We start from the raw sequence: 21,443 nt of genomic DNA, 5'->3' as shown, positions 1-21,443 counted from the left end.
GTCCATTCTGGGCAGGCTTCTCTTACCTTTTTGAACCAAAAGAGTAAAACTTATTGCTCTTTAAGGGGATTTTATGCGCTTTATGAAGCTATTACCTGCTGCTTTTGCTTTAGTGTTAGCAGGATGTGCAACGCAAGCACCTGAAATTACAGAACCATTAAAACCTCAAGCTAAATTAGTTGAAGGCGTATCTTGTATTTTACCTGATGCACCAACAGCACCTTACGACTACATTGCTTCTAATGATCGCTATGGTCAAAACAGTACAGCATCAACAGATTACTTTAAGTTAGCGATTAACTACTCACCCGCTTTTTGTGATTATAAAAGTAATAACATTAAGCGGTTAAATAACGACAATGAAAAAGATCGTGCAAAACGTGAGTATGATAAATTTGAAATCCAATGCTTCTCAGATAATAAATTTGGTTGGATTGTTCATGGGCTGTGGGCTGAAACCTGTGATGGTAAATCATGGGAAGAGTGCCGTGATTGGAAAGACATACGCAAGCATCCTCGTTTATGTAAAGGCGATTTACCACCTTTAGAATACTCTGCTATCAAACCTTATCTGTGTGATTCTCCGGGTATCGACTTACTACAAGGTGAGTGGGAAAAACACGGTGTATGTGCGTTTGATACACCAGATGCATTCTTTGGTAAACAAAAAGAGTTGTATGAAGCGTTAGTATTACCAGAAGGCCGTCCTTCAAACAGTGCATTGATTAAGTTCTTAAAAGAACACAATCCATCATTGAAGGATAAGGAAATTCAAATTAATCGAGATGAATTCTATATCTGTTATAGCAAAGATTTCGAAGTCATTGATTGTCCGAAACGTGAATTTTGATCTTAGGGATAAATTTTAAATGAACCATAAATATAAACTCGTTGCACTGGCAGTAAGCTCAGTCTTATTAGCTGGTTGTGCAAAGAACTACGACGAAGCTAATGTTGTTGATGTGCGTGTTATCGCAATGAACGACTTCCACGGTGCGCTAAAAGCGCCAGGTCCAAACAAACCTGGTGGCATCGAGCACATGGCAACATTAATCAAAGAAATGAAGAAAGATAACCCGAACAACATCGTTGTTGCCGCGGGTGATATGGTTGGTGCAAGCCCACTGTTATCTTCAATGTTCCATGATGAGCCTTCTATCGAAGCATTATCATTAGCAGGCTTAGAAGCAACGTCTGTGGGTAACCACGAATTTGATAAAGGCATGGGCGAGTTACTGCGTAAGCAAAACGGTGGCTGCCACCCTGTGACGGGTTGCCAAGGTCCAACTGAATTTAAAGGGGCTGATTTCCAATACTTATCAGCAAACGTAACTGTTAATGAAACAGGCAAAACGTTATTCCCTGAATATGTTATCAAAGAATTTAACGGTATCCCTGTTGCATTTATCGGTGTCACACTGGAAGGTACTGCGGCAATCGTAACACCTAAAGGTACTGAAGGTTTAAGCTTCCATAACGAAGCGAAAACAATCAACGCATTAGTGCCTCAGTTAAAAGCACAAGGTGTTCAAGCGATTGGTGTGTTAATTCACGAAGGTGCTGCACAACGTCGTGACGGTGGTCCTGTGAATATCAACGCATGTAATGGTATTACGGGTAAAGTATTAGGTGTTGTTGATCAATTAGATCCTGCGATTGACTTCGTTGTGACTGGTCATACTCACCAAGCTTATAACTGTACTATCAACGGTAAATCAGTGACATCTGCGCAATCAAATGGTGCAATGTTAACGCGTATCGATCTGAAACTAGACAAAACAACAAAAGACGTTGTTGACGTTGAAGCACGTAATATTTGGGTTGATAACCGCAAATATGAAAAAGATCCAGCCGTTACCAAACTGTTAGAAGCTTACGAAAAAATCGCAACCCCATTAGCTAACCGTATCATTGGTAAGTTAGAAGGTAATTTAACGAAGCAAACTAACGACGCGGGTGAATCTGCACTGGGTCAAGTGATCGCTGATGCGCATTTATACACTGCAAAACCAAAAGATGCGGGTGGCGCACAAATCGCATTTATGAACAGCGGTGGTATTCGTGCTGATATGACTGGTGGTGACGTTTCTTATAACGCAATCTACACAGTACAGCCATTCTCTAACGTACTGTTAACTCAAACATTAACAGGTGAGCAAATCAAACGCCTGTTAGAACAACAATGGGATCGTTCACGTCCACAAGTGTTAGCAATTTCAGGTAACTTCCAGTACACATGGGATAGCAAAGCACCTAATGGCAACCGTGTTATCGTTGAATCAATGAAAATTGACGGTAAACCAGTAGATATGAAAGCGAACTACCGTGTTGTGGCTAACGAATACTTAGCAACAGGTGGTAGTAACTTCTCTGTACTGAAAGAAGGTAAAGATCCAGTTTACAGCGTGCCAGATGTTGATGCAGTCGTGAAATACTTTGCTGAGCAGTCTCCAATTGCTCAACCAAAAGCGAATAACATCACACGTAAATAACGTATTTTCATACGCCTTGTGAAAATCGCACCTCTTACGGGAGGTGCGTAAATAAATAAAGAGAGCAAAGTGTTGAACACAAAGGGTCCATCCCTACCTTTGTATTCATTACGCACTTTGCTCTTTTTTATGCTTTTTATTGGAGAATAAGTATTTTTTTAGTGAGCATGAAGGCATAAGCAACAAAGTTGGAATCTTTACAACATATCATCTGTGGTGTATTGTTGCATTTAGCGACAAAAGATTTCATTTTTTGTCGTGAGTTATTAACATAAAAATTTATAGCGTTTTAATTCTATAAAGTTGTAACACCCGATAGGTATTAGGAGTGTAAATCATGGCTATTTCCGTAAGATTAGATGAAGACTTTGTCTCTGATGCTAAAATTCATGCGGAAGCGAAAAGCAGAAGTGTTCCTAAACAAATTGAACACTGGGCTAAAATAGGGCGTATAGCTGAAGATAACCCTGATCTGCCATATAGCTTTATCCAAGAATTGTTACTGGCACAGGCGGAAGTCGAAAACAAAAAGGTTTCTCGATATGTCCGAACTACAAAAAGAGATTGATGTCTATCAGTCTGTACGATTTGAAAAGGCAATGAAAAAGTTGCCTGAATCAGATGTGAAAATTATTGAAGATGAAATTGATCAAATAATTGATAATCCATTGATTGGTGAACAGAAAAAAGGCGATCTTACTCATCTTAGAGTACATAAATTTAGGCTTAATGATTTAACGGTATTGTTAGGTTACTCATGGGTTGCAAACAAGCTTGAACTGTATTTATTGCATATAGGTTCTCATGAGAATTTCTATGATGCTCAGAAGAAACAGCGAAAGACTGATCTAAAACTGATTAAAACATAAAAGAAAGGTGGCCTAATGCCACCTTTCTTTTATGTTGTATATGGGCAAAAAAAAGCCCACAGTGGCTGTGGGCAAGGAATGAAAGTAAAAAAAAGAGGGTATTACTTATTGCTAGGGTCTTTTGTCAGATGTCTGTTCTAACACTTATTTGAAGATTTTAAAGCGTGCATCATCTTCCATATAATTCTTTTCACCAGCTTCTTGTTCAATTGAACCAAAGACCATTTGAGCTCTTAGTTTCCATGTTTTTGGCAGATCCCAAGTTGCATGAACTTCGTCATCAATAATTGGGTTGTAGTGTTGTAATGAAGCACCTACGTTCTCTGCTGCTAATGCAGTCCAAACAGAGAGTTGCGCCATACCACTTGCTTGTTCTGACCATACAGGGAAGTTATCCGCATACAATGGGAATTGTTCTTGAAGACCTTTTACGATATCAGTGTCTTCAAAATAAAGAATTGAACCTGCGCCTGCTGCAAAGCTATTAATTTTCGCTTCTGTTGCACTAAATGCTTCTGCGGGTACTAATTTTTTCAGGGTATTTTTAACGATATCCCACAGTTTTTGATGTTGTTCACCAAACAGAACAACAACACGAGATGTTTGTGAGTTAAATGCAGTTGGGCTCTCTTTAACCGCTTCTTTGATAACTTCAGTGACTCTGTCTTCGCTAATTGGAAGTTGATTACCTAAATGATAAATTGTTCTACGTTTTTTCATTAAATCAGTAAATGCGTTAGACATGATTGTCTCCTTGATAAATTTAAGCGCTTAAAGCGTGTCTTAGCTTGAGCTAATCTATGGACATACTATAGGGCTTAGTAGTGATTTATTGATATATAAAAAATTTAATCAGTTACGTCAAAATATTCGACCTAGTTTTTAACGACTTGATTTAGATTCTATTTATCTACATATCTAAACTCAGGAGCAAGCTGGCTAATACCTAATCCTCCCGCTTTCTTCACTTTAATTTGCACTGGAATGCGCTCTTTCATGGCTTCTACGTGACTAATTACGCCAATAATTTTTCCAGATGCGTTAAGGCTATCAAGAGCGTCTAATGCAATATCTAAGGTATCAGGATCTAATGTGCCAAAGCCTTCATCTAGAAATAGTGATTCGATTTGAGTTTTGTTACTGACCAAATCTGAAAGCGCTAAGGCGAGCGATAAGCTGACTAAGAAACTTTCGCCACCAGAGAGCGTGCGAGTATCCCGTAGCGCATCAGCTTGCCATGTATCGGCAATTTGTAATTCAAGGCTTGCCGGTGTTTTACGTTGCAAGAAATAACGACCATGAAGCTTTTCTAAACGACGATTAGCCAAATAAATTAGATGATCAAGCGTTAAGCCTTGAGCAAAACGGCTGAACTTATCTCCTGATGCAGATCCCACCAATTCGTTTAAGTAACTCCAATCATCAAAGTGAGATTGCTGTTTCGTTATTTTGTCGAGTAAGGCTTGTTGTTCTTTGCGTTTTTCTTCATCAGTACGCAGCTGCTCTTGAATGCGAAATTTGGTTTCTTGTATATGAGCCAGCTGTGTTTCTAGTGCTAATAAATGTGTAGTGATTTGTTCAATATTTTGCTCAGTCGATAACAACGGTTGTTGTAACAAGTGCTGCTGATATGCCTTTTCTTGAGTGTCTAAGCGAGTTTTTTCTTGCAATAATCTATCAAGTCGTTGTTTTTGCTGTTCTTGTAAACAGTTTCTTTCTTCGACTGATAACAGAGAGGCTAAAAATGCATTTTCATCAGCAAACGGACTGTTTTTTAACGCATGTTGATATTGTTCAATAATGTTTTGTGAACGCGTTTGTAACCGTTGTAGTGATTTTTCATTTTCCTGATATTGACCAATAAGCTGATTTAAACGGATTTCGAGTCGGTTTTTTTCTTCGCTATATTGCTCAATTTGTTTTTGTAACAATTGACTCTGTTTATCTAATTCATTACGCGCATCTTCGGTGGTTTGTGTCCCGAATAACGCTTGGCGTTGTGCTTTGAGCTGTTCTTGTTGCTGATGTAGTTGTTGTAAATGGATTAAAACAGCATCAAGTTCTTTTTGAATTTCAGATAAATAGCGTTTTCTTTCTTGCAGTGTTGATAACAATTCGCGGATTGTTTGTTGTAATTCGTGATGTGTTTTTAAGGTTGATTGATATTGTTGGCTCTCTTTTTTACGCGCAATAAGCCATTGAATTTTATCTTCACATTCCTGTAATTCATAACCTTGCTGTTTGACAAGAGATTGAAGCTCCTGAGTTAACTGGGTTTGTTGTTGAAGATATTGCGTTGTTTGTTGTTGTTTATTGATGACTTCTTTTTGTTGTTGCGCAAATTCATTTTGCTGATGAAGGATCGCTTGCTGTTGTTGATTAAATTGCTCTTTAGTATCAGATAGCAGTTTGTATTCTTGCTGAATTTTGGTTTCTAACGCTTTATAGCTGGATTGTTTTTGTGTGAGTAAATTGTCTTTTTTCTCAAGCTCTGCATCCAATTTAGCCAAAGCATCTTCTTCGCAATCAACATCAGGTAATGTGTGCGTTTGTGCTAAGGTTCGCCATTGTTGTTTTAATGTCGCTATATCTTGGGTGAGTTGCTCAAGATCTTCATTAAGCTTTTCGTTTTGAGCTTGATAGCCAGCACACTGTGTTTTTTGTTCCACTAACGCTATAGTTAATGCATGTACTTGCTGTGTTAAGGTATCTAACCGTAATTTTGTTTCATCAGTTTGAATTTCTTTATATTTTTCAACATAAGGATGCTCGGTCGAACCACAAACAGGACATGGGGTATCTTTAACTAAACGTTGTCTCTCCTCTTCATATTCTGCTAACTTTCGTATTAGCAGATAATTATCGTTTAAGTCTTTAAGATGTTGTTCTTTCTCTTTTAAAGCAATGTCATTTTTATGGATGCTTTCAGTCAGCATTGCTATTTTTTGCTGATTTTCTGAATAGCTTTTTTGGTATTGATATTCAGTTTTGATATTGCGTTGTAATTGGGTTTGTAATCCCATTAGTTTAGCGAGTGCATTTCGTTGTTGTGAAATTTGTTGCAAACGATGAGGGATATCCGCAATAGCATCAGCTTTATTTTGTTGCTCAAGTTGTGTTTGTAATTCGCTTAATTGTTGTTGCTGTAAGTTAAGATTGTACTGTTGCACTTCTAGCGCTTTGGTCGTTTTTTCTAATTCGAGTTTAAGTAAGCATTCTTTTTCTTGTTCAGCTTTTTCACTTTTCTGGCTAATTAGATATTTCTCTGTAATTTCATCATATTGCTCAAAATAACGTTGCCATAACGGTAAATTTTCAGCCAGTTGAGCATGAGCTATATGCTGATTTAAATATTCGTCTAATTCATTAAATTGTTTTTGTGAGCCAGCTAATTTGGCTTCTGTTAACTGTATTTTTTCCAGATATTCTGATTGCGTTTTTTCTAGTGTATTTTTTTGCTGTGTTTTTACTGAAATATCTTGTTGTAGCAAGATTAACTGATTATCTAATGGTGCTACTTTTTCACGTATAAGCTGCAATATTTGCTGTTTTTTTTCATCGTGCTGTTTAAATGTGTTACGAGCCTCGATTAAATGCTGATTAATAGGTTGGCTCTGTTGTTCAATAAGCTGTTTTTCTGCTGTTAGTGTTGAGAGTTGTGACTCAATATAGGTTTGTTCTTTTAATAGACGATCCTTTTCATCATAAATTGGGCGGATTTTTTCTGCTGGTTCGCTATTTTCAAGACGTTGAATATCGGGTTTGGCAGCAATTAACGCTTCTTGTGCTAAGTTAACTTCGGTTTGTGCTAATACTTTGTTTTTATTAAGTTCAATTTCTTTTTCTTGCCACTGTTTTGCTGCTTGATATTCCTGCTGTTCTTTTTGTAATCGGCTCTCTTTGGCAAAAAGATCGGTTTGTTCAGTTAATAATGCTTGGCGAGCATTTTCATCTAATAACGCCATCATTTCGGCTTGCTGTTTTAGTGTTTTTAATGCTTGTTCTTCTTCACGCCAATGTTTAAAGATAGATTGGGAGATATGGCGATAAATATCTGTGCCAGTGAGTTCTTCAAGTAATTCAGCACGAGATTTATCATCTGCATTTAAAAAAGCCGCAAATTGTCCTTGAGAAAGCAACATAGATTTAGTGAAACGATCAAAATCAAGGCCCGTAATATTAATGATCATCTCTTTCACTTGGCTTATTTTGCTTGCTAATATTTTGTCTTCGCCTCCTGTTGTATTTATTTTAACAAGTTCAGCCTGTGGCGCTTGAAGATTGCCATCTTCTTTATAATTAGCTCGGCGTTGTTCCCAAAATGCTCGATAAGCCACACCTTTGACTTCAAATTCGACTTCGGTCAAACACTCTGCGGTATGACGTGTCATTAATTCATTTTGTGATTGCGTGACTTTATCTAATCGTGGAGTTCTATGATAAAGCGCCAAACTAATCGCATCTAACAGCGTGGTTTTTCCTGCACCCGTGGGGCCTGTAATGGCAAATAATCCATTGCTGATAAAAGGCTCTTGGTTAAAGTTAATCTTCCACTCGCCTTTTAAGGAGTTAATATTTTTAAATCGCAGACTTAAGATTTTCATTATGCTTCGTTATCCTCTTTCTCTGCCATTTCAACTGCTTGTTTAAATAATGTTGTTAAACGAGTTTTAGTTTCTTCTGAATCAAACTCATGCTGTTCTAAACGTCTTTCAAAAACATCATAAACGGTTAATTCGGTCAGTGTTTCGTTCTCATTTTGAGTGAACGCTTGGCGTTGTTTTCTCGCTCTTCTTAATAAGATCACATCAAAAAGCGGATCGTTAGTTAGCTCTTGAATACGGGTTTGTATATCACTGAGATAATCTTGTGTTGAAACTTCGATATCCAACCAAATAGTGGTATCTATTTCACCGTATTGTTTTTTTAAATCCTCAAGTTGTATCGCTATCTCTTTTAATGAACCACTGATAGTGCGTAGTAACTGAAATTCAGGAATAGGTAATAGTGTGAGGTTAGTTAATTTTTCTTGCTCAAAGTCGATAAGACAGACACTTTTCTGTTGTCCGCATTCATCAAAACTTAACGGAATAGGGGAGCCACTATAACGAATATGACCTGATTTATTCACCACTTGAGGGCGATGAATATGACCAAGAGCAATATAGTCAAATTCAGGAAATAGGGTTGCTGAAAAGGCTTCTAAGGTGCCGATATAAATTTCACGGACGGAATCGGTCACACTCGCTCCAATTGTGGTGAGGTGACCCGTTGCAATAATGGGAATATCGACATTTAATTGCTGACGTAATTCGAGAGCTGCTTGATATTGAGCTTGATAATATTCAGCAATCGCTTCTTTTAAGGCTGTTTGTTTTTCAGCACCTGATTGCCCACTTTTACTGCTGATCATGTCTCTAGGGCGTAGATAAGGGATTGCACAAAGTAATGCTCCTGGAGTGTTATCTTTTTGAGGAAGAATTAACGGAGCTTGTGGTGTTTCAGCATGAACATTGGCAATAACGGTCGTATTTAAACACGCCAACAGTGATTTTGATTCATTTAGTGTTGCCACCGAATCGTGATTACCACCTAGAATAACGAGCTGACATTGTGTATCTCTAATAGCAACAACAAAACGGTTATAAAGCTCTCGGGCATAGCTTGGAGGGGAGCCAGTATCAAAAATATCACCCGCAACAATCAGAGCATCGACTTGGTAATGTTTAATTTGTGCTAATAACCAATCAAGAAACTGTTGGTGTTCTTTAGCTCGAGTCTTAGTAAAAAAATATTGCCCTAAATGCCAGTCTGATGTGTGAATAATCCGCATTGCTATCCCTCTTTTTTATCTGGTGAAGAGTATAGCGCACCTTGCTTTTTTAGTGAAAACTCAACAATAACTCCCTTTTTTGAGTGATATTTCACCAAAAAATGATTTATTTACCTTAACAACAGGGATCTATTTCAGTAATGTTAAGGCTAGTCATAAATCTGTCATAAAAGTGCATCATAATCATTTTGACCCTCTATATACATTACACAGGATAGAGTATGGCAAGGCGTATTCTTGTTGTTGAAGATGAGACCGCAATTCGAGAGATGATCTGTTTTGTTTTGGAACAAAATGGTTTTCAACCTATTGAAGCAGAAGACTATGATTCTGCATTGAGTTTTCTTATCGACCCTTACCCTGATCTGGTTTTATTAGATTGGATGATCCCTGGTGGATCAGGCTTGCAGGTAATAAAACAGATGAAGCGGGAAAGTAATACCCGTGATATTCCCATTATTATGCTAACGGCAAAAGGGGAAGAAGAAGATAAAGTCCAAGGCCTAGAGACGGGTGCTGATGATTATGTTATCAAACCGTTTTCACCTAAAGAGCTTGTTGCCCGAGTGAAGGCGATTTTACGGCGTTTATCACCGATGTCAGCGGAAGATGTTATTGAATTCAATGGACTCGGTCTTGATCCTGTTTCTCATCGAGTGACAAGTCAAGATAAGCCGATTGATATGGGCCCCACCGAATTTAAACTCCTACACTTTTTTATGACACATCCTGAACGCGTATATAGCAGAGAACAACTGCTAAACTACGTTTGGGGAACCAATGTTTATGTCGAAGACCGTACTGTTGATGTGCATATTCGTCGTTTACGTAAGGCTATTGAAGAAGATGGCCATGACAGAATGATACAGACAGTACGTGGAACGGGATATCGTTTTTCTGCCCGTTTCTAAGTCAATATGGGAGTAATCGTCAGGTGTTAGAACGACTATCGTGGAAAGCCCTCGTTTGGGGGCTATGTCTATTTTGCTTGCCTGCCTTTATATTATCGCTTTTTATTGGGCATCTTCCTTGGTTGCTGGTGGCATCGCTTCTCAGCGCCCTTGTGTGGCATGCCTATAATTTGCTGAAATTATCTAAATGGTTATGGTTAGATCGCTCTGTATTGCCTCCGGAAGGGAGAGGGGGATGGGAGCCTATTTTTTATGGTATTCGACAGACCCAACAACGTAATCGTAAACGACGCAGAGAATTAGGCGACTTAATTAAACGTTTTAGAAGTGGGGCTGAAAGTTTACCCGATGCTGTTGTGATGATGACAAATGAAGGGAATATTTTTTGGTGTAATAGTCTAGCTCAACATCTATTAGGCTTTCGTTGGCCTGATGATAATGGACAAAATATTTTTAACTTATTACGTTATCCTGATTTTTTGCACTATTTTACCGCAGGTGATTTTAGTCGCCCCTTAACTATTTCACTAAATAATGGCTCTATTGTTGAGTTTCGTGTGATGCCATATAGCGAAGATCAGCGCTTGATGGTGGCGCGCGATGTAACAGAAAAAAATAAACTAGAAAACTCACGACGTGATTTTTTTGCTAATGTCAGTCATGAGCTAAGAACACCACTAACCGTTATTCAAGGTTATCTTGAAATGATGGAAGAAAATAGTGTAGCAAAACCCGCAGAGCATAAGGCTATCGTTACGATGCAAGAGCAGGCTAAACGTATGGATACGCTTGTTCAGCAACTCTTACAGCTTTCTCGTATCGAATCCGCTCCTCATATTGATTTAAACAAAATTGTTGATATTCCTGCCATTTTGGCTTTATTACAACAAGAAGCGAACTCACTAAGCCAAGGTCAACATCAGATTGTTTTTGATGTTGATGAAGAGTGGGCTGTTCGTGGTAATGAAGAGCAATTGCGTAGTGCTGTTTCTAATTTAGTGTATAACGCCATTAATCACACTGAAGAGGGCACAACAATCAAAGTGAGTTGGAAGAAAATACCCCAAGGTATGTTATTTAGTGTTTCAGATAATGGGGCGGGGATCAGCGCTGAACACTTAACACGTTTAACAGAGCGTTTTTATCGCGTAGATAAAGCTCGCTCTCGTCATTCTGGCGGTACTGGTTTAGGTTTGGCGATTGTGAAAAAATCATTGCTTCACCATCACTCTCAATTGAATATTGAAAGTAAAGTAGGTGTTGGGAGTACGTTCTCTTTTATCCTTCCTCAAACATTGCTTACTGCTAAAAAAACACACTAGCAGAATGTCTTTTTTAAAGCCTTTATCACTTCTATTCAATCAGTGATAAAGGTTTTTTTGTCCTTTTTTAATCTTTTTAATATCAATAAAAACTAATATCGTAGCGTTAAATTTTAATATTATTAATTAATGGTAACTTTAAATGACGCTAATATTCAACATTATTGGTGATAAAATGCACAAATCATATCATGCATATTCGATGATATATGACAGTTATAACTAGCTCTGAAAAATAGTTTAGATGATTCTTCTGGTTTTTAGATTGGCTATTGCCTTTTTTCATTATAAAAGTTTTACTTGTGACCAGTTATCGGCAATTTTTTCTATTTAGCACCTAATTGCTCTACATGAAATGATTATATATGGACATTATCCTGAATAATGATGGTATGAGCCTAAATAGATATTGTTGATTTTATGTTGCGCTATATTGGCGTAATTTAACCATTATTGTAACTATATATTAACAAAACTTATGGCACATAGATTAACTTCCAGAGATATTCTGGCATTAGGGTTTATGACATTCGCCCTCTTTGTTGGCGCTGGCAACATTATTTTTCCTCCAATGGTGGGGTTACAATCAGGCGAATTTGTTTGGACAGCAGCAATTGGCTTTTTGATCACAGGGGTAGGTTTACCTGTTTTAACGGTTGTCGCATTAGCAAAAGTCGGTGGTGGTATCGAGGCATTAAGCACACCTATTGGTAAATCAATGGGATTATTATTAGCTATTGTTGCCTATCTTGCTGTTGGACCTCTTTTCGCAACTCCTCGTACTGCAACGGTTTCTTTTAAAGTGGGTATTGCCCCTTTAGTGGGTGATACAGAAATGTCATTGCTGATTTATAGCATTGCCTATTTCTTAATTGTGATTGGTATTTCACTTTATCCCGGTAAGTTATTAGATAGTGTTGGTCATATTCTTGCGCCTATTAAAATTCTGGCATTAGCAGTATTAGGTGTGGCTGCGGTGTTTTGGCCTGCTGGTGGCGTGATCCCTGCCACAGATGCTTATCGTGAAATGGCTTTCACTCAAGGGTTTATCAATGGTTATCTCACCATGGATACCTTGGGGGCGATGGTTTTTGGTATCGTGATTGTTAATGCTGCCCGCTCTCGTGGAATAGATAACTCTTCATTATTAACACGTTACACTATGTGGGCGGGTATTATTGCGGGCGTATTATTAACAGCTATTTACTTAAGCTTGTTTAAATTAGGCTCTAGCAGTGGGAGCATTATTCCAGGGGCGCAAGATGGTGCTGATATTTTACACGCCTATGTTCAGTACACTTTTGGTGACTTCGGTAGCTTCTTCCTTGCTCTACTGATTTTCTTAGCCTGTATGGTGACGGCAGTTGGTTTAACTTGTGCATGTGCTGAATTTTTTAGCCGTTATTTGCCCATCTCTTACCGTACATTAGTGTTGATTTTAGCGATATTCTCAGCGGTTGTTTCAAACTTAGGATTAAGTAAACTGATTGCGTTTTCGATTCCTGTGCTGATTATGATTTATCCACCTTGTATTGTGATTATTTTGATGAGTTTCACTTTACGTCTGTGGAATAATCCAAGCCGTATTATCGCGCCAGCGATGGCTGTTAGCTTATTTTTCGGTATTTTTGATGCAATAAAAGCCTCTGATTATCTGAAACATTTATTACCAGAGTGGGCAACTAAATTGCCATTAAGTGAGCAGGGATTAGCATGGCTCATTCCTGTATTGGTGACAATTGTTGTGTGTGGTATTTACGATAAGGTTGCAGGCTCACCGAGTAAAAAAGTGATCCAGACTGAAGTGACTAAATAAGCGATAAAGCACATTGATTTAAACATAAAAAGGGAAACGAAAGTTTCCCTTTTTGTTGGAATTAAAGTAAGTGCTGGTTCTCTTTTAAACGGTCAGCCAGTGTTTTTTCTATATCTGTTTGTACTAATTTTGATACATCATATTCTTTGGCAAGTGATGAGAATCGAGCAATAACATCAACGGTATGATGAATATACGCTTGTGCTTGTTGCCAACTTTCAAAACCAGCTATTTCAGCAAGCTGCTTTATTGTATTTAATGGTGGCTTTTTACCATACCCGCCAAATGAAGTGATATGCTCATTTCTTGGATTGGGATTATAGGTCACATCATAAAAAGGTGCCGGCTCCCAGTGCCCATCATCATATTGTAGAAATGACCAGTTTTTACTGTGATCATCTTGATTAGAAGCGAATAGATTAAAAATAGCTCGTCTAAACTGGAGTTGTCCGGCTGAAACTGATTTGCATAGTACGCGGTTTACTTTGATTAAATCTTCGTAATCCAAAGAAGGTAGCCTAAAATCAGCATCTAATAATCCGCATGCACTGTGCATGATTAAACGCCCTGATTTACCTGAGCTATTTGTGACACGATCAAAGCGTTTTAGCGCTAACCAAGATTTTCCATCACTGTTTTTAGGAACATCAATAAGTTGCCATTGTGGGGGATTGAGCTCTAGCTCTTTTGCTAGGATGAGATAGATCGCTTCACATAGCCCTTCATCGTGGCCAAGAGGTAAGTTCTTAGACGTAAATTTGATCAGCCATGATTCATCACCTTCTTCTTCATACGTTTTACATTGATTAAAATCCCCTTGCTTAAAATAAAGCAACGCTTTAGGTCTAGCTCCGCCGGAGCTACCAACAATAGCAAGTTCAGATAAAACAATTTCCGTTTGACCATCAAATACAGCTTGTGCTTCTAAACCTAAATTAATTAAATCAACTTCAAACTGTTCATCTATTTGATAGTCAGAGACTGGTAAATAAGATAATCCTCCCATACCTTTATTACCAACAAAGGCTAACCTATCCATCGTTGTAATTTCATGCGGTTGTATACCATGTTGGCGGAATATTCTATCTTGCAATAAGCGTCCCCATCCATCAGGTAAACTATCTGAGAAAAGCCCTTGCAAATTGCCATGAGGTTTTTTAGGTGCTATTTGTAAATCCGTATTATTCTGTAGATTAAAAGGTGAACTATTACCAAATTGTGTTAGGTAATGCGCATCATATTGAAAAAATACACCACTATGGTTTTGTACCAATGTTCCCATTAAAACAGAGTCACCTGTAGATAACGTCCGTGTCACATTTAGCTTTTGGATTGGCTTAAAACTCATCTTGTAATACCTCTTCAATAGTCCTTGGCATACGTGGTTTATTCACTTTCTTAGGATCAACAACCGCATAAAGATTATTTAAATCATCAAGGCATTGCCAAAGTAACAGTAACTGGCGTAGTGAAATTTTACCTTGTAATTCAAATTTTTTGATAGTTGAAGCAGGAACTGTACTACGCTCGGCAAGTTGTTCGCGTGACCATTTTTCTTTTTCACGCAACTTTCGTAAATGAGAGGCAAAGGCTCGACTAACATCGAGATCAGTAAGTAATGTGAGTTTCATTTGTTAGCCTCAAATAGATACTATAATGTCTAATTATAGCAAAAAATAGCTATTTTGGACATTATAGTATCTATTTGATTTAAGAGTAGAGCAAACAGTTTAGCTTAGATTGCTCATTAATTTTTATCTGTAGAATACTGTTTTTCTGCCACAGGCTGTTGGTTTTCATCTAAATAATAATGAACTCCAGCAACAATATCATCTTCACCTTCATAGAAAATTTTAAAACGAGTGCGATTGCCATCATGATAAGCAATAACTGCACTACCGCCTTTTCCTAAGCAGAATTGATGTAGATTACCTGTTGAGATACAAATACTGTCGTCGCCAGATACCGTGACTTTACAATTATCACCAGTATTAATCGCGACAGAGTTTTGTCCGGTTACGTTGATTTGTGCTAAATCACCTGTGTTAGTGACTTTCGCGCGATCTTGCGAGGCAGTAATAAAATTACGCATGCCACTGTTTGCGATATGAACACCATTACCAGAGGCATAAATTTTGACATCATTGCCGCTATTACAAATGCGAGAGCGTCCACCTAAGCTGCCAATACGACATTGATTACCCGTATTACATACTTTTCCTGCAAAACCCGTATTCATCAATTGATTACTATAACCTGTGTTGGCAATGCTGTTTTCATCGCCAGAAAAAGCCACAATATTATTACTCCCACACAAAGCAAGATCGGTACTTAATTGCTGACTTTTTAAGATCAATTGATGCCATTCGGTAGAAAATTGAATATTTTCAGATGTTGGCAAAGTATTGTGATATGGCAGGCGTTGTAATGACACGCCTTGTTGTTGTTCATTGCCGAGCAGGAACAAGATGTTTTCCATGACTTCTTGTTCCTGTTTGGCAAAGGATGCTTCACTAAAATGACGTAAATAAATATATTGAATAAAACTCTCTATCCACTGTGTACGGCGCTGTTTTATTAACTCACTATGGATAGCACTGTAAGTGCCTCCATCAGGAAAATAACGTAAAAACCAACGATAAAGTGAAGTTGAAACATGCAGTTGTCGTAAGTCTTCTTTTGTTAATGTGATATTTTCCTTTGAAGGGACTGACATATAAGCTCCTTAATCCATGTATCAATTAGTGTCTGTGGTAACCGTCAACCATGCTGCGAAATGTTTGGAACGGGGTTCTGCCTGTCGTACACAGATACAGGTGACCAAGAATAAAAAAGACACTACATACGGCTAATACTTGGTGTGCGATCAATAGCCATGCTTTAAACATCACTGCATCAGCAGGAATAAATGCTGGATTTTGCAGTAAAACGCCCGTTATCAAAAGGAGTGGGGCTAATGCGTACATCACACCTAAATAAGCCATTTGTTGCAGTGGATTAAATTTAACATTCGGTGTTGCTGGGAAGGGGTGATCTTCGCCTTTGATAATGCCGTAGAGGTAAAAACGAACTTGCATTAAGGTGCGTTGTAACCAATTTTTGCCATCAATGCGGTAAAACTTGCCATTACCACCAACAAGGTTAATCAGTACGAAGGATAACCAGCAAACTAATAGTAGATAACCACAGATTTCATGCACGCTAACTAATAATGCCGTATCGTGTGCAGAAAGTAGGGCGAAATGGTTAATGCCACCACTGAGAAGCAACAGAATAAATAAAGAGGCATTACTCCAGTGCCACAAACGCACTGCTTTAGAGTAAAGATAGAGCTTCTCTTCTTTATGAGACTCACCGTGTGGTGTGGCAAAGCGATAACGCAAGAAGCCATGCAGTGCGAGAACAAGCAACATCCCCACTAAGAGCACCCCTGCAACAATTAACCAAAGTGGTAAATAGTCAGGCGTATAGATTAAGACATACTCTTTTAGTGAGGCTTGAAATTGCTCGGCATTTGGCATGATATTAACTGCACTCATACTTTACCCTCCTCTTGAGAATGAGGCCCTACACGACGATAGAGATGTGGTTTTCCTACGCCATCGAGTTGATAGATATAGTAATCATGTGTTTTGAGCCATTCTTGAATTTGAGGGCTGTCTTCTCTACCAAATAACAAGGCATTTTGTGGACAAGCGCTCACACAAATCGGTGGGAAACCTTTTTGTAATCGAGACTCAAGACAAAAATCACATTTATCAGCAACATGTGTCACAGGGTTAAGATAACGGACTTGGTATGGGCATGCTGATATACAATAGCTACAACCAATACATTTCTCTTTATTAACACGAACAATGCCATTGGTTTCATCACGCCAAGAAGCACCCGTAGGACAAACTGGGATACAAGGGGCGTCTTCACATTGCTGGCAAGAGTGTCTAAAGAAATGGTATTTATCGTTATCTTCTTTGAGGCTTAATGGAATATGAGCAATATCCATTCGAGCCATTCCATTGGGTACTTTATTTAATCGACGACATGCAGTGGCACAGATATTACAGCCATTACAGAGCGTCTCATCGTGGATCATGGCATAGCGGATAGGTTTTTTTTCTGCAGTTGCTGCAAGCGCACTTCCTAGTGGCGCACTGAAAAAAATGACCGATCCCATACCTGCTACAAATTTACGGCGAGAAACACGCATTATTTTTGCTCCTCAGTCTGATGATGTTGTAATACCCACATCGAATTTCGTTGATAAGGCAGAACGTTAAGGATTTTCATGTTGTTCTACCTCAATCCATTCAGTTAAGCCTCGTGCTTTGCCGTAACTCATTAACGTATTGCTAAAGAGATAAGGGGCATCGTTGGACGCTAAAACTTGCTGAATATCCTGAAAATCAGGGTGAGTTTTCATCAGTGTCAGTGCATCTTCAATCTCTGAAGCCGTGTACTGAAAAGGTTCAGACATCAACATGCTTTGTTTCAATGGTCGAGGATAGGTTTCACATTCAAAACGAACCACACCTGCAATTGCTGTACAAATATCCGCATAGCGGTTTAGTAATTGTAGTTGTGCGAAGTTATCTGACATAAATTCATCTGAGTAGAAATAATCCTCGCCATTGAGACTTAAATGGGCGATATCAATAAACTCGTCGCTCTTTAACGCGGTTTCTAACTGCGCAATATCTTCTTCTGTTAGAGAATAGGGCGCATCATACAGCGTTGAAATTGCTAATAGTTCACCTTCTTTTGAACATTGACGTATCGCATTCGCTAGATGTTGTTCGGCAGATAATTCTGCTATCTCTGCAACGGGTTCTTCTACGATATCCGTTGAGGTGTTAGCACTACGTCCAACACCGGTTTCTGATAGTGGCAGTAACCAACGGCGACGAGAAATATCAGGTTGCTCTAAAGCAATATCTGCATCATCAGCGATATCTTGTGGTATAGAAGCCGATGCACTTTGTTCTATCATCATGATCTCCTTCTTTTACCTATTAACTTGGTAATAAACCACGAGACGCTAAATCATCTGCAACATCTTGTAATCCAAGGCGAACTAAAGTTTCTTTTGTTGGGCAACCTAATTTAGGGTCCCAGCCCATTTCTTCATAGAACATGGTGAGAGAAAGCTGCATATCTTCTCTGTCCATTTTGTCTGTACCTTCAGTAAAGACAGGAATATCAGGATCTTTATCAAATACCCATGAACAGATTTGGTCATGCTCATTGCGCATATCCATAGTGTTCATTAATTTAACGGTATAAGCACGGTGTAAAGTGAAGATACGCTCTGAGGCTAAATCCAAATCTTTAGATGTGGTTGGTTCACCTGTGATCGCCGTGAAGAATTTGGCTTCCATTTCAAGATCACCACGATAGTTACGGCTCTTATGAGGGGAAACCGTCATCGGCCATACCCAGTTACATAAAGTGACGGCATCGTGTAAGCAACTACGTAAGAGAGTCCATTTGGTATAAGCAATTTTTGCTTTATTAATTGGTGTGTAGTTTTTGGTTTCATCAAAAGCATCACCAGAGCCAAATAGCTCACCTGCAATCTCTTTTTGCAATTTCAGCGGTAAACCACTACCGATATAGTTGATATGGGTATGTGTCATCGCGTCGCGGTTAAACATACAGTTAACGATAGAACCAACTTGTGCAGAGGCTTCATTGGCGTGGTGAATTGGGAAGCCCATTGGTGACCAAAGTTTATTTTTCTTGTTACCCCAATACTCTTCACCTAAATTCCAACGCTGAGCCATCAGGTAAGATCCATCGGCAAGGTGGCTAAATTCACCTTTACGATGCGCTAAACGGTAATAGAAATCTTTGATAAATTCTGGGTTACCTTCTTCCAGTTTATCCCAAGGAATATCGTTATATTCTTCTTCAGAAAGCACACGTTTAAAGACGCCGTGGGTATAACAATAAGTGAAGTCACGATGGAGTTGACCGTAGTTACACCATAATCCCATATCATCAAAAATATTCAGACCAACAAGATTACCAACAACGTTGCCATCCCCTTTTTTCTCAACATCTTTAGGGCCATTAGGGAAAATGGTGGTGTGAACAAAGTTTGCAACGCAGGTATTACCCCCAGTTTGCGGTACACCAAATTTTTTCGCTTGTGGAACATTAAGCTGCGCCATACAACGAATAGGACAAGAGTGGCAACCTCCCATTTTGACCGTGTATTCTTCAGCTTCAGGACCAAGGTCAAAGGTGGATTTCATGGTTCTAAAACCAACGGTATTGATATCACCAGGAGGAATTTCACCCGTTTCGATAGGTCCGCCTTCAGCCGCACCCCAGAAAAGTCCTTTGCGTGCAGTCCAGCGAGAACCTGGATGAGAATATTCAGCCCATGATTGTGGTGTGCTTGGTACAACGTGGTTATTATTAGAACCAATTAATTGCGTCATCATGTAGTCGTTAAGTTCTTTTAACGCTTTACGATCTGCAACGTTAACGCCTCGGCTACCTTCGACAACAATCGCTTTTAATTTTTTTGCGCCTAACACTGCACCAACACCCGCACCACCACTGTGATTACGGCTATTAATAATGCCAGATAACGGGACTAAGTTTTCACCCGCAGGACCAATTGCGGCAACACAGGCTTCAGGGCTAGTTTGTGCGCACAGCTCTTCTGTGGTTTGACGAACGCCTTTACCCCATAAGAAAGAGGCATCTTCAATAGAAACTTGGTCATCATCAATATGGATCCAAACAGGTTTATCTGATTTACCTTCAATAATCAGAGAGTCATAGCCTGCAAACTTCATCCATGCTGCGAAAAACCCACCCATATGAGCGTCAACAACGAGGTTGCCACGAGTAAAGGTGGAAAGAGAGGTGATATTGACGCGAGAGCTACAAGGTGCGCCAGATCCAGTTAAAGGGCCTACTGCAAAAACAACTTTGTTTTCTTCATCAAAAGGTTTAACGCCGGGAGCAACCTCTTCGTACATGATTTTGTAGCCAAAGCCCATACCACCAATCAAGAATTTATACTTGCTTGAGCTTTCACGTGTGATGGCACCGGTAGTTAAATTGATTCTTAGAATATTTCCAGTCCAGCCGTTAGTCATAATATTGCTTCCTAATCTAAATGTGGTTCAGTGATGTGATTGTCTGGATTTATTAAACAGTAATTTCTTTCCATTCAATGATTTGCAGAGCACCTGTTGGGCACGCTGATGCACACTCACCACATAAATTGCATTTGCCGGATTTTTTAGTTTGTGGGTTGACGGTTGCCATCATCCACGGACAAGCTGTTGTACAGGCGGCACAACCAATACAACGACGTGTATCAACGACAATACAGCCGAACTCTTCTTGATAACGGATAGCTTTGACTGGGCAGACCTTCATACATTCAGGATCTTTACATTGGCGGCATGTATCCGTTGTAAAGTTTAAATCGCCATAAAGTCCACCACCGGAGCCAATACCTTTATCACCAAAATAAAAGTGACGATGGATTTTGGTACGTGAGAAGAATGATCCAACGCTTCCATCATTCCATGTTGTACATGCTGTTTCGCAGCGGTGGCATCCTGTGCAACGCGCTCTATTTGTGACTAAAACGCCTTTAGGTGTTGTGGTTAATTGAATTATTCCGCTGTCTATTTCTTCTTGCTTACAACCTAAAAGAGAAAGCAATGCGGGTGCTATCGTGATCCCTGCAAGCCCTTTACCGGATATTCGCAGAAACTCTAGTCTTGATAGCCCAATATCTAATATTGGACGATGATGTGTATCAGACATTAATATTTATCTCCGCTTAACTAATTTTATTAAGAAATAAGTTGTGATGATAAATTCTTTATTTACCCGCTTGCCTTATCGTTATATAAAAAATATAATAACGGTATCGTTAGCAGATAGATTATAGATTTCAACTCTTTTTATGATTAAAAAACACGTTGTAAGAAAATGTTAAATATTTGTATTTACAATGTGTTATATCATTTTTTTTACGTATTTTTATTATCCTTTCTGATAGTGTGGTTATTAAAAAATTTATTCTGTGATTACTATCATAGAAATAAAAACAATTCGTGTTATTTAATTTATTTAATTAAATGATTATTATTTTTATCTGTAATTACGAAAGAGAATAACTACTATTTATATATATTCTATTATTGAAACTAAATTAAAGGTGATTTGT

Annotated in this window: 18 protein-coding genes; 7 read left to right on the top strand and 11 right to left on the bottom strand. The window is 38.6% G+C overall.

Annotated elements, in window-relative coordinates; translation table 11 throughout:
• Window positions 1–73: 73 nt before the first annotated feature.
• From ACNARN_RS05130 to ACNARN_RS05115, 4 genes are all read left to right on the top strand, one after another.
• The gene (locus tag ACNARN_RS05130; RefSeq protein WP_069368615.1) at window positions 74–850 is read left to right on the top strand and encodes a ribonuclease T2 family protein; all 777 of its coding nucleotides are present in this window, start codon (window positions 74–76) and stop codon (window positions 848–850) included.
• Window positions 851–869: 19 nt separating this feature from the next.
• Window positions 870–2,492 carry a bifunctional metallophosphatase/5'-nucleotidase gene (locus ACNARN_RS05125; protein WP_198619330.1) on the top strand — a complete coding sequence of 541 codons (1,623 nt, stop codon included), beginning with the start codon at window positions 870–872 and terminating at the stop codon, window positions 2,490–2,492.
• Window positions 2,493–2,829: 337 nt separating this feature from the next.
• Window positions 2,830–3,060, top strand: coding sequence for a ParD-like family protein (locus ACNARN_RS05120; protein ID WP_198625981.1), 231 nt, complete (start codon window positions 2,830–2,832; stop codon window positions 3,058–3,060).
• Window positions 3,035–3,361, top strand: a complete 327-nt coding sequence (locus tag ACNARN_RS05115) for a type II toxin-antitoxin system RelE/ParE family toxin (RefSeq protein ID WP_198625983.1) — start codon at window positions 3,035–3,037, stop codon at window positions 3,359–3,361. Before ACNARN_RS05120 ends, ACNARN_RS05115 begins: the two co-directional genes overlap by 26 nt.
• Window positions 3,362–3,505: 144 nt before the next feature.
• Here ACNARN_RS05115 and ACNARN_RS05110 read toward each other — a convergent pair whose 3' ends face one another.
• From ACNARN_RS05110 to sbcD, 3 genes are all read right to left on the bottom strand, one after another.
• On the bottom strand, window positions 3,506–4,105 hold the full coding sequence (locus ACNARN_RS05110) for a nitroreductase family protein (protein WP_109371780.1): 600 nt from the start codon (window positions 4,103–4,105) through the stop codon (window positions 3,506–3,508).
• A gap of 158 nt (window positions 4,106–4,263) precedes the next feature.
• Complete coding sequence (locus ACNARN_RS05105; RefSeq protein ID WP_416304213.1) at window positions 4,264–7,965, bottom strand: AAA family ATPase; 3,702 nt, start codon at window positions 7,963–7,965, stop codon at window positions 4,264–4,266.
• A complete protein-coding gene (gene sbcD, locus ACNARN_RS05100) occupies window positions 7,965–9,194 on the bottom strand; it encodes an exonuclease subunit SbcD (protein ID WP_196532321.1) in 1,230 nt (409 codons plus the stop codon). The genes ACNARN_RS05105 and sbcD overlap by 1 nt, the downstream gene beginning before the upstream one ends.
• 221 nt (window positions 9,195–9,415) lie before the next feature.
• On the opposite strand from sbcD, the gene phoB reads away from it, so the two are divergent.
• The 3 genes from phoB (at window position 9,416) to brnQ (ending at window position 13,243) form a co-directional block, all read left to right on the top strand.
• Complete coding sequence (gene phoB / locus ACNARN_RS05095; RefSeq protein WP_075673984.1) at window positions 9,416–10,105, top strand: phosphate regulon transcriptional regulator PhoB; 690 nt, start codon at window positions 9,416–9,418, stop codon at window positions 10,103–10,105.
• A 23-nt stretch (window positions 10,106–10,128) separates the two neighbouring features.
• Complete coding sequence (gene phoR / locus ACNARN_RS05090) at window positions 10,129–11,427, top strand: phosphate regulon sensor histidine kinase PhoR (RefSeq protein ID WP_109371774.1); 1,299 nt, start codon at window positions 10,129–10,131, stop codon at window positions 11,425–11,427.
• 478 nt (window positions 11,428–11,905) lie between these two features.
• Window positions 11,906–13,243: a branched-chain amino acid transport system II carrier protein gene (gene brnQ, locus ACNARN_RS05085; RefSeq protein WP_198619333.1), complete on the top strand. Its 1,338-nt coding sequence runs from the start codon at window positions 11,906–11,908 to the stop codon at window positions 13,241–13,243.
• Window positions 13,244–13,304: 61 nt separating this feature from the next.
• On the opposite strand, the gene ACNARN_RS05080 is transcribed toward brnQ, so the two are convergent.
• The 8 genes from ACNARN_RS05080 to ACNARN_RS05045 form a co-directional block, all read right to left on the bottom strand.
• The gene (locus ACNARN_RS05080; RefSeq protein ID WP_198619334.1) at window positions 13,305–14,591 is read right to left on the bottom strand and encodes a type II toxin-antitoxin system HipA family toxin; all 1,287 of its coding nucleotides are present in this window, start codon (window positions 14,589–14,591) and stop codon (window positions 13,305–13,307) included.
• On the bottom strand, window positions 14,581–14,874 hold the full coding sequence (locus ACNARN_RS05075) for a helix-turn-helix domain-containing protein (RefSeq protein ID WP_198619335.1): 294 nt from the start codon (window positions 14,872–14,874) through the stop codon (window positions 14,581–14,583). Before ACNARN_RS05075 ends, ACNARN_RS05080 begins: the two co-directional genes overlap by 11 nt.
• Window positions 14,875–14,990: 116 nt before the next feature.
• Window positions 14,991–15,959 (bottom strand): protein YdhT, encoded by a 969-nt coding sequence (gene ydhT, locus ACNARN_RS05070; protein ID WP_198619336.1) that lies wholly within the window; start codon window positions 15,957–15,959, stop codon window positions 14,991–14,993.
• A gap of 25 nt (window positions 15,960–15,984) precedes the next feature.
• Complete coding sequence (phsC, locus tag ACNARN_RS05065) at window positions 15,985–16,782, bottom strand: thiosulfate reductase cytochrome B subunit (RefSeq protein ID WP_416304212.1); 798 nt, start codon at window positions 16,780–16,782, stop codon at window positions 15,985–15,987.
• Window positions 16,779–17,450 (bottom strand): 4Fe-4S dicluster domain-containing protein, encoded by a 672-nt coding sequence (locus ACNARN_RS05060; protein ID WP_109371766.1) that lies wholly within the window; start codon window positions 17,448–17,450, stop codon window positions 16,779–16,781. Before ACNARN_RS05060 ends, phsC begins: the two co-directional genes overlap by 4 nt.
• Before the next feature lie 66 nt (window positions 17,451–17,516).
• Window positions 17,517–18,230, bottom strand: coding sequence for a YdhW family putative oxidoreductase system protein (locus tag ACNARN_RS05055; RefSeq protein WP_232799373.1), 714 nt, complete (start codon window positions 18,228–18,230; stop codon window positions 17,517–17,519).
• A gap of 22 nt (window positions 18,231–18,252) precedes the next feature.
• Window positions 18,253–20,355, bottom strand: coding sequence for an aldehyde ferredoxin oxidoreductase (locus ACNARN_RS05050; RefSeq protein WP_109371762.1), 2,103 nt, complete (start codon window positions 20,353–20,355; stop codon window positions 18,253–18,255).
• Window positions 20,356–20,407: 52 nt separating this feature from the next.
• Entirely contained in the window at window positions 20,408–21,037 is a 630-nt protein-coding gene (locus tag ACNARN_RS05045; RefSeq protein ID WP_006535141.1) for a ferredoxin-like protein, read from the bottom strand.
• Window positions 21,038–21,443: the final 406 nt, after the last annotated feature.

Origin of the sequence: Proteus sp. TSJ240517 (assembly GCF_047921575.1) — a bacterium.
Classification (GTDB): Bacteria; Pseudomonadota; Gammaproteobacteria; order Enterobacterales; family Enterobacteriaceae; genus Proteus.
Note: the sequence above shows the minus strand (reverse complement) of the source record. Positions and strands in the feature narration are given on the sequence as shown.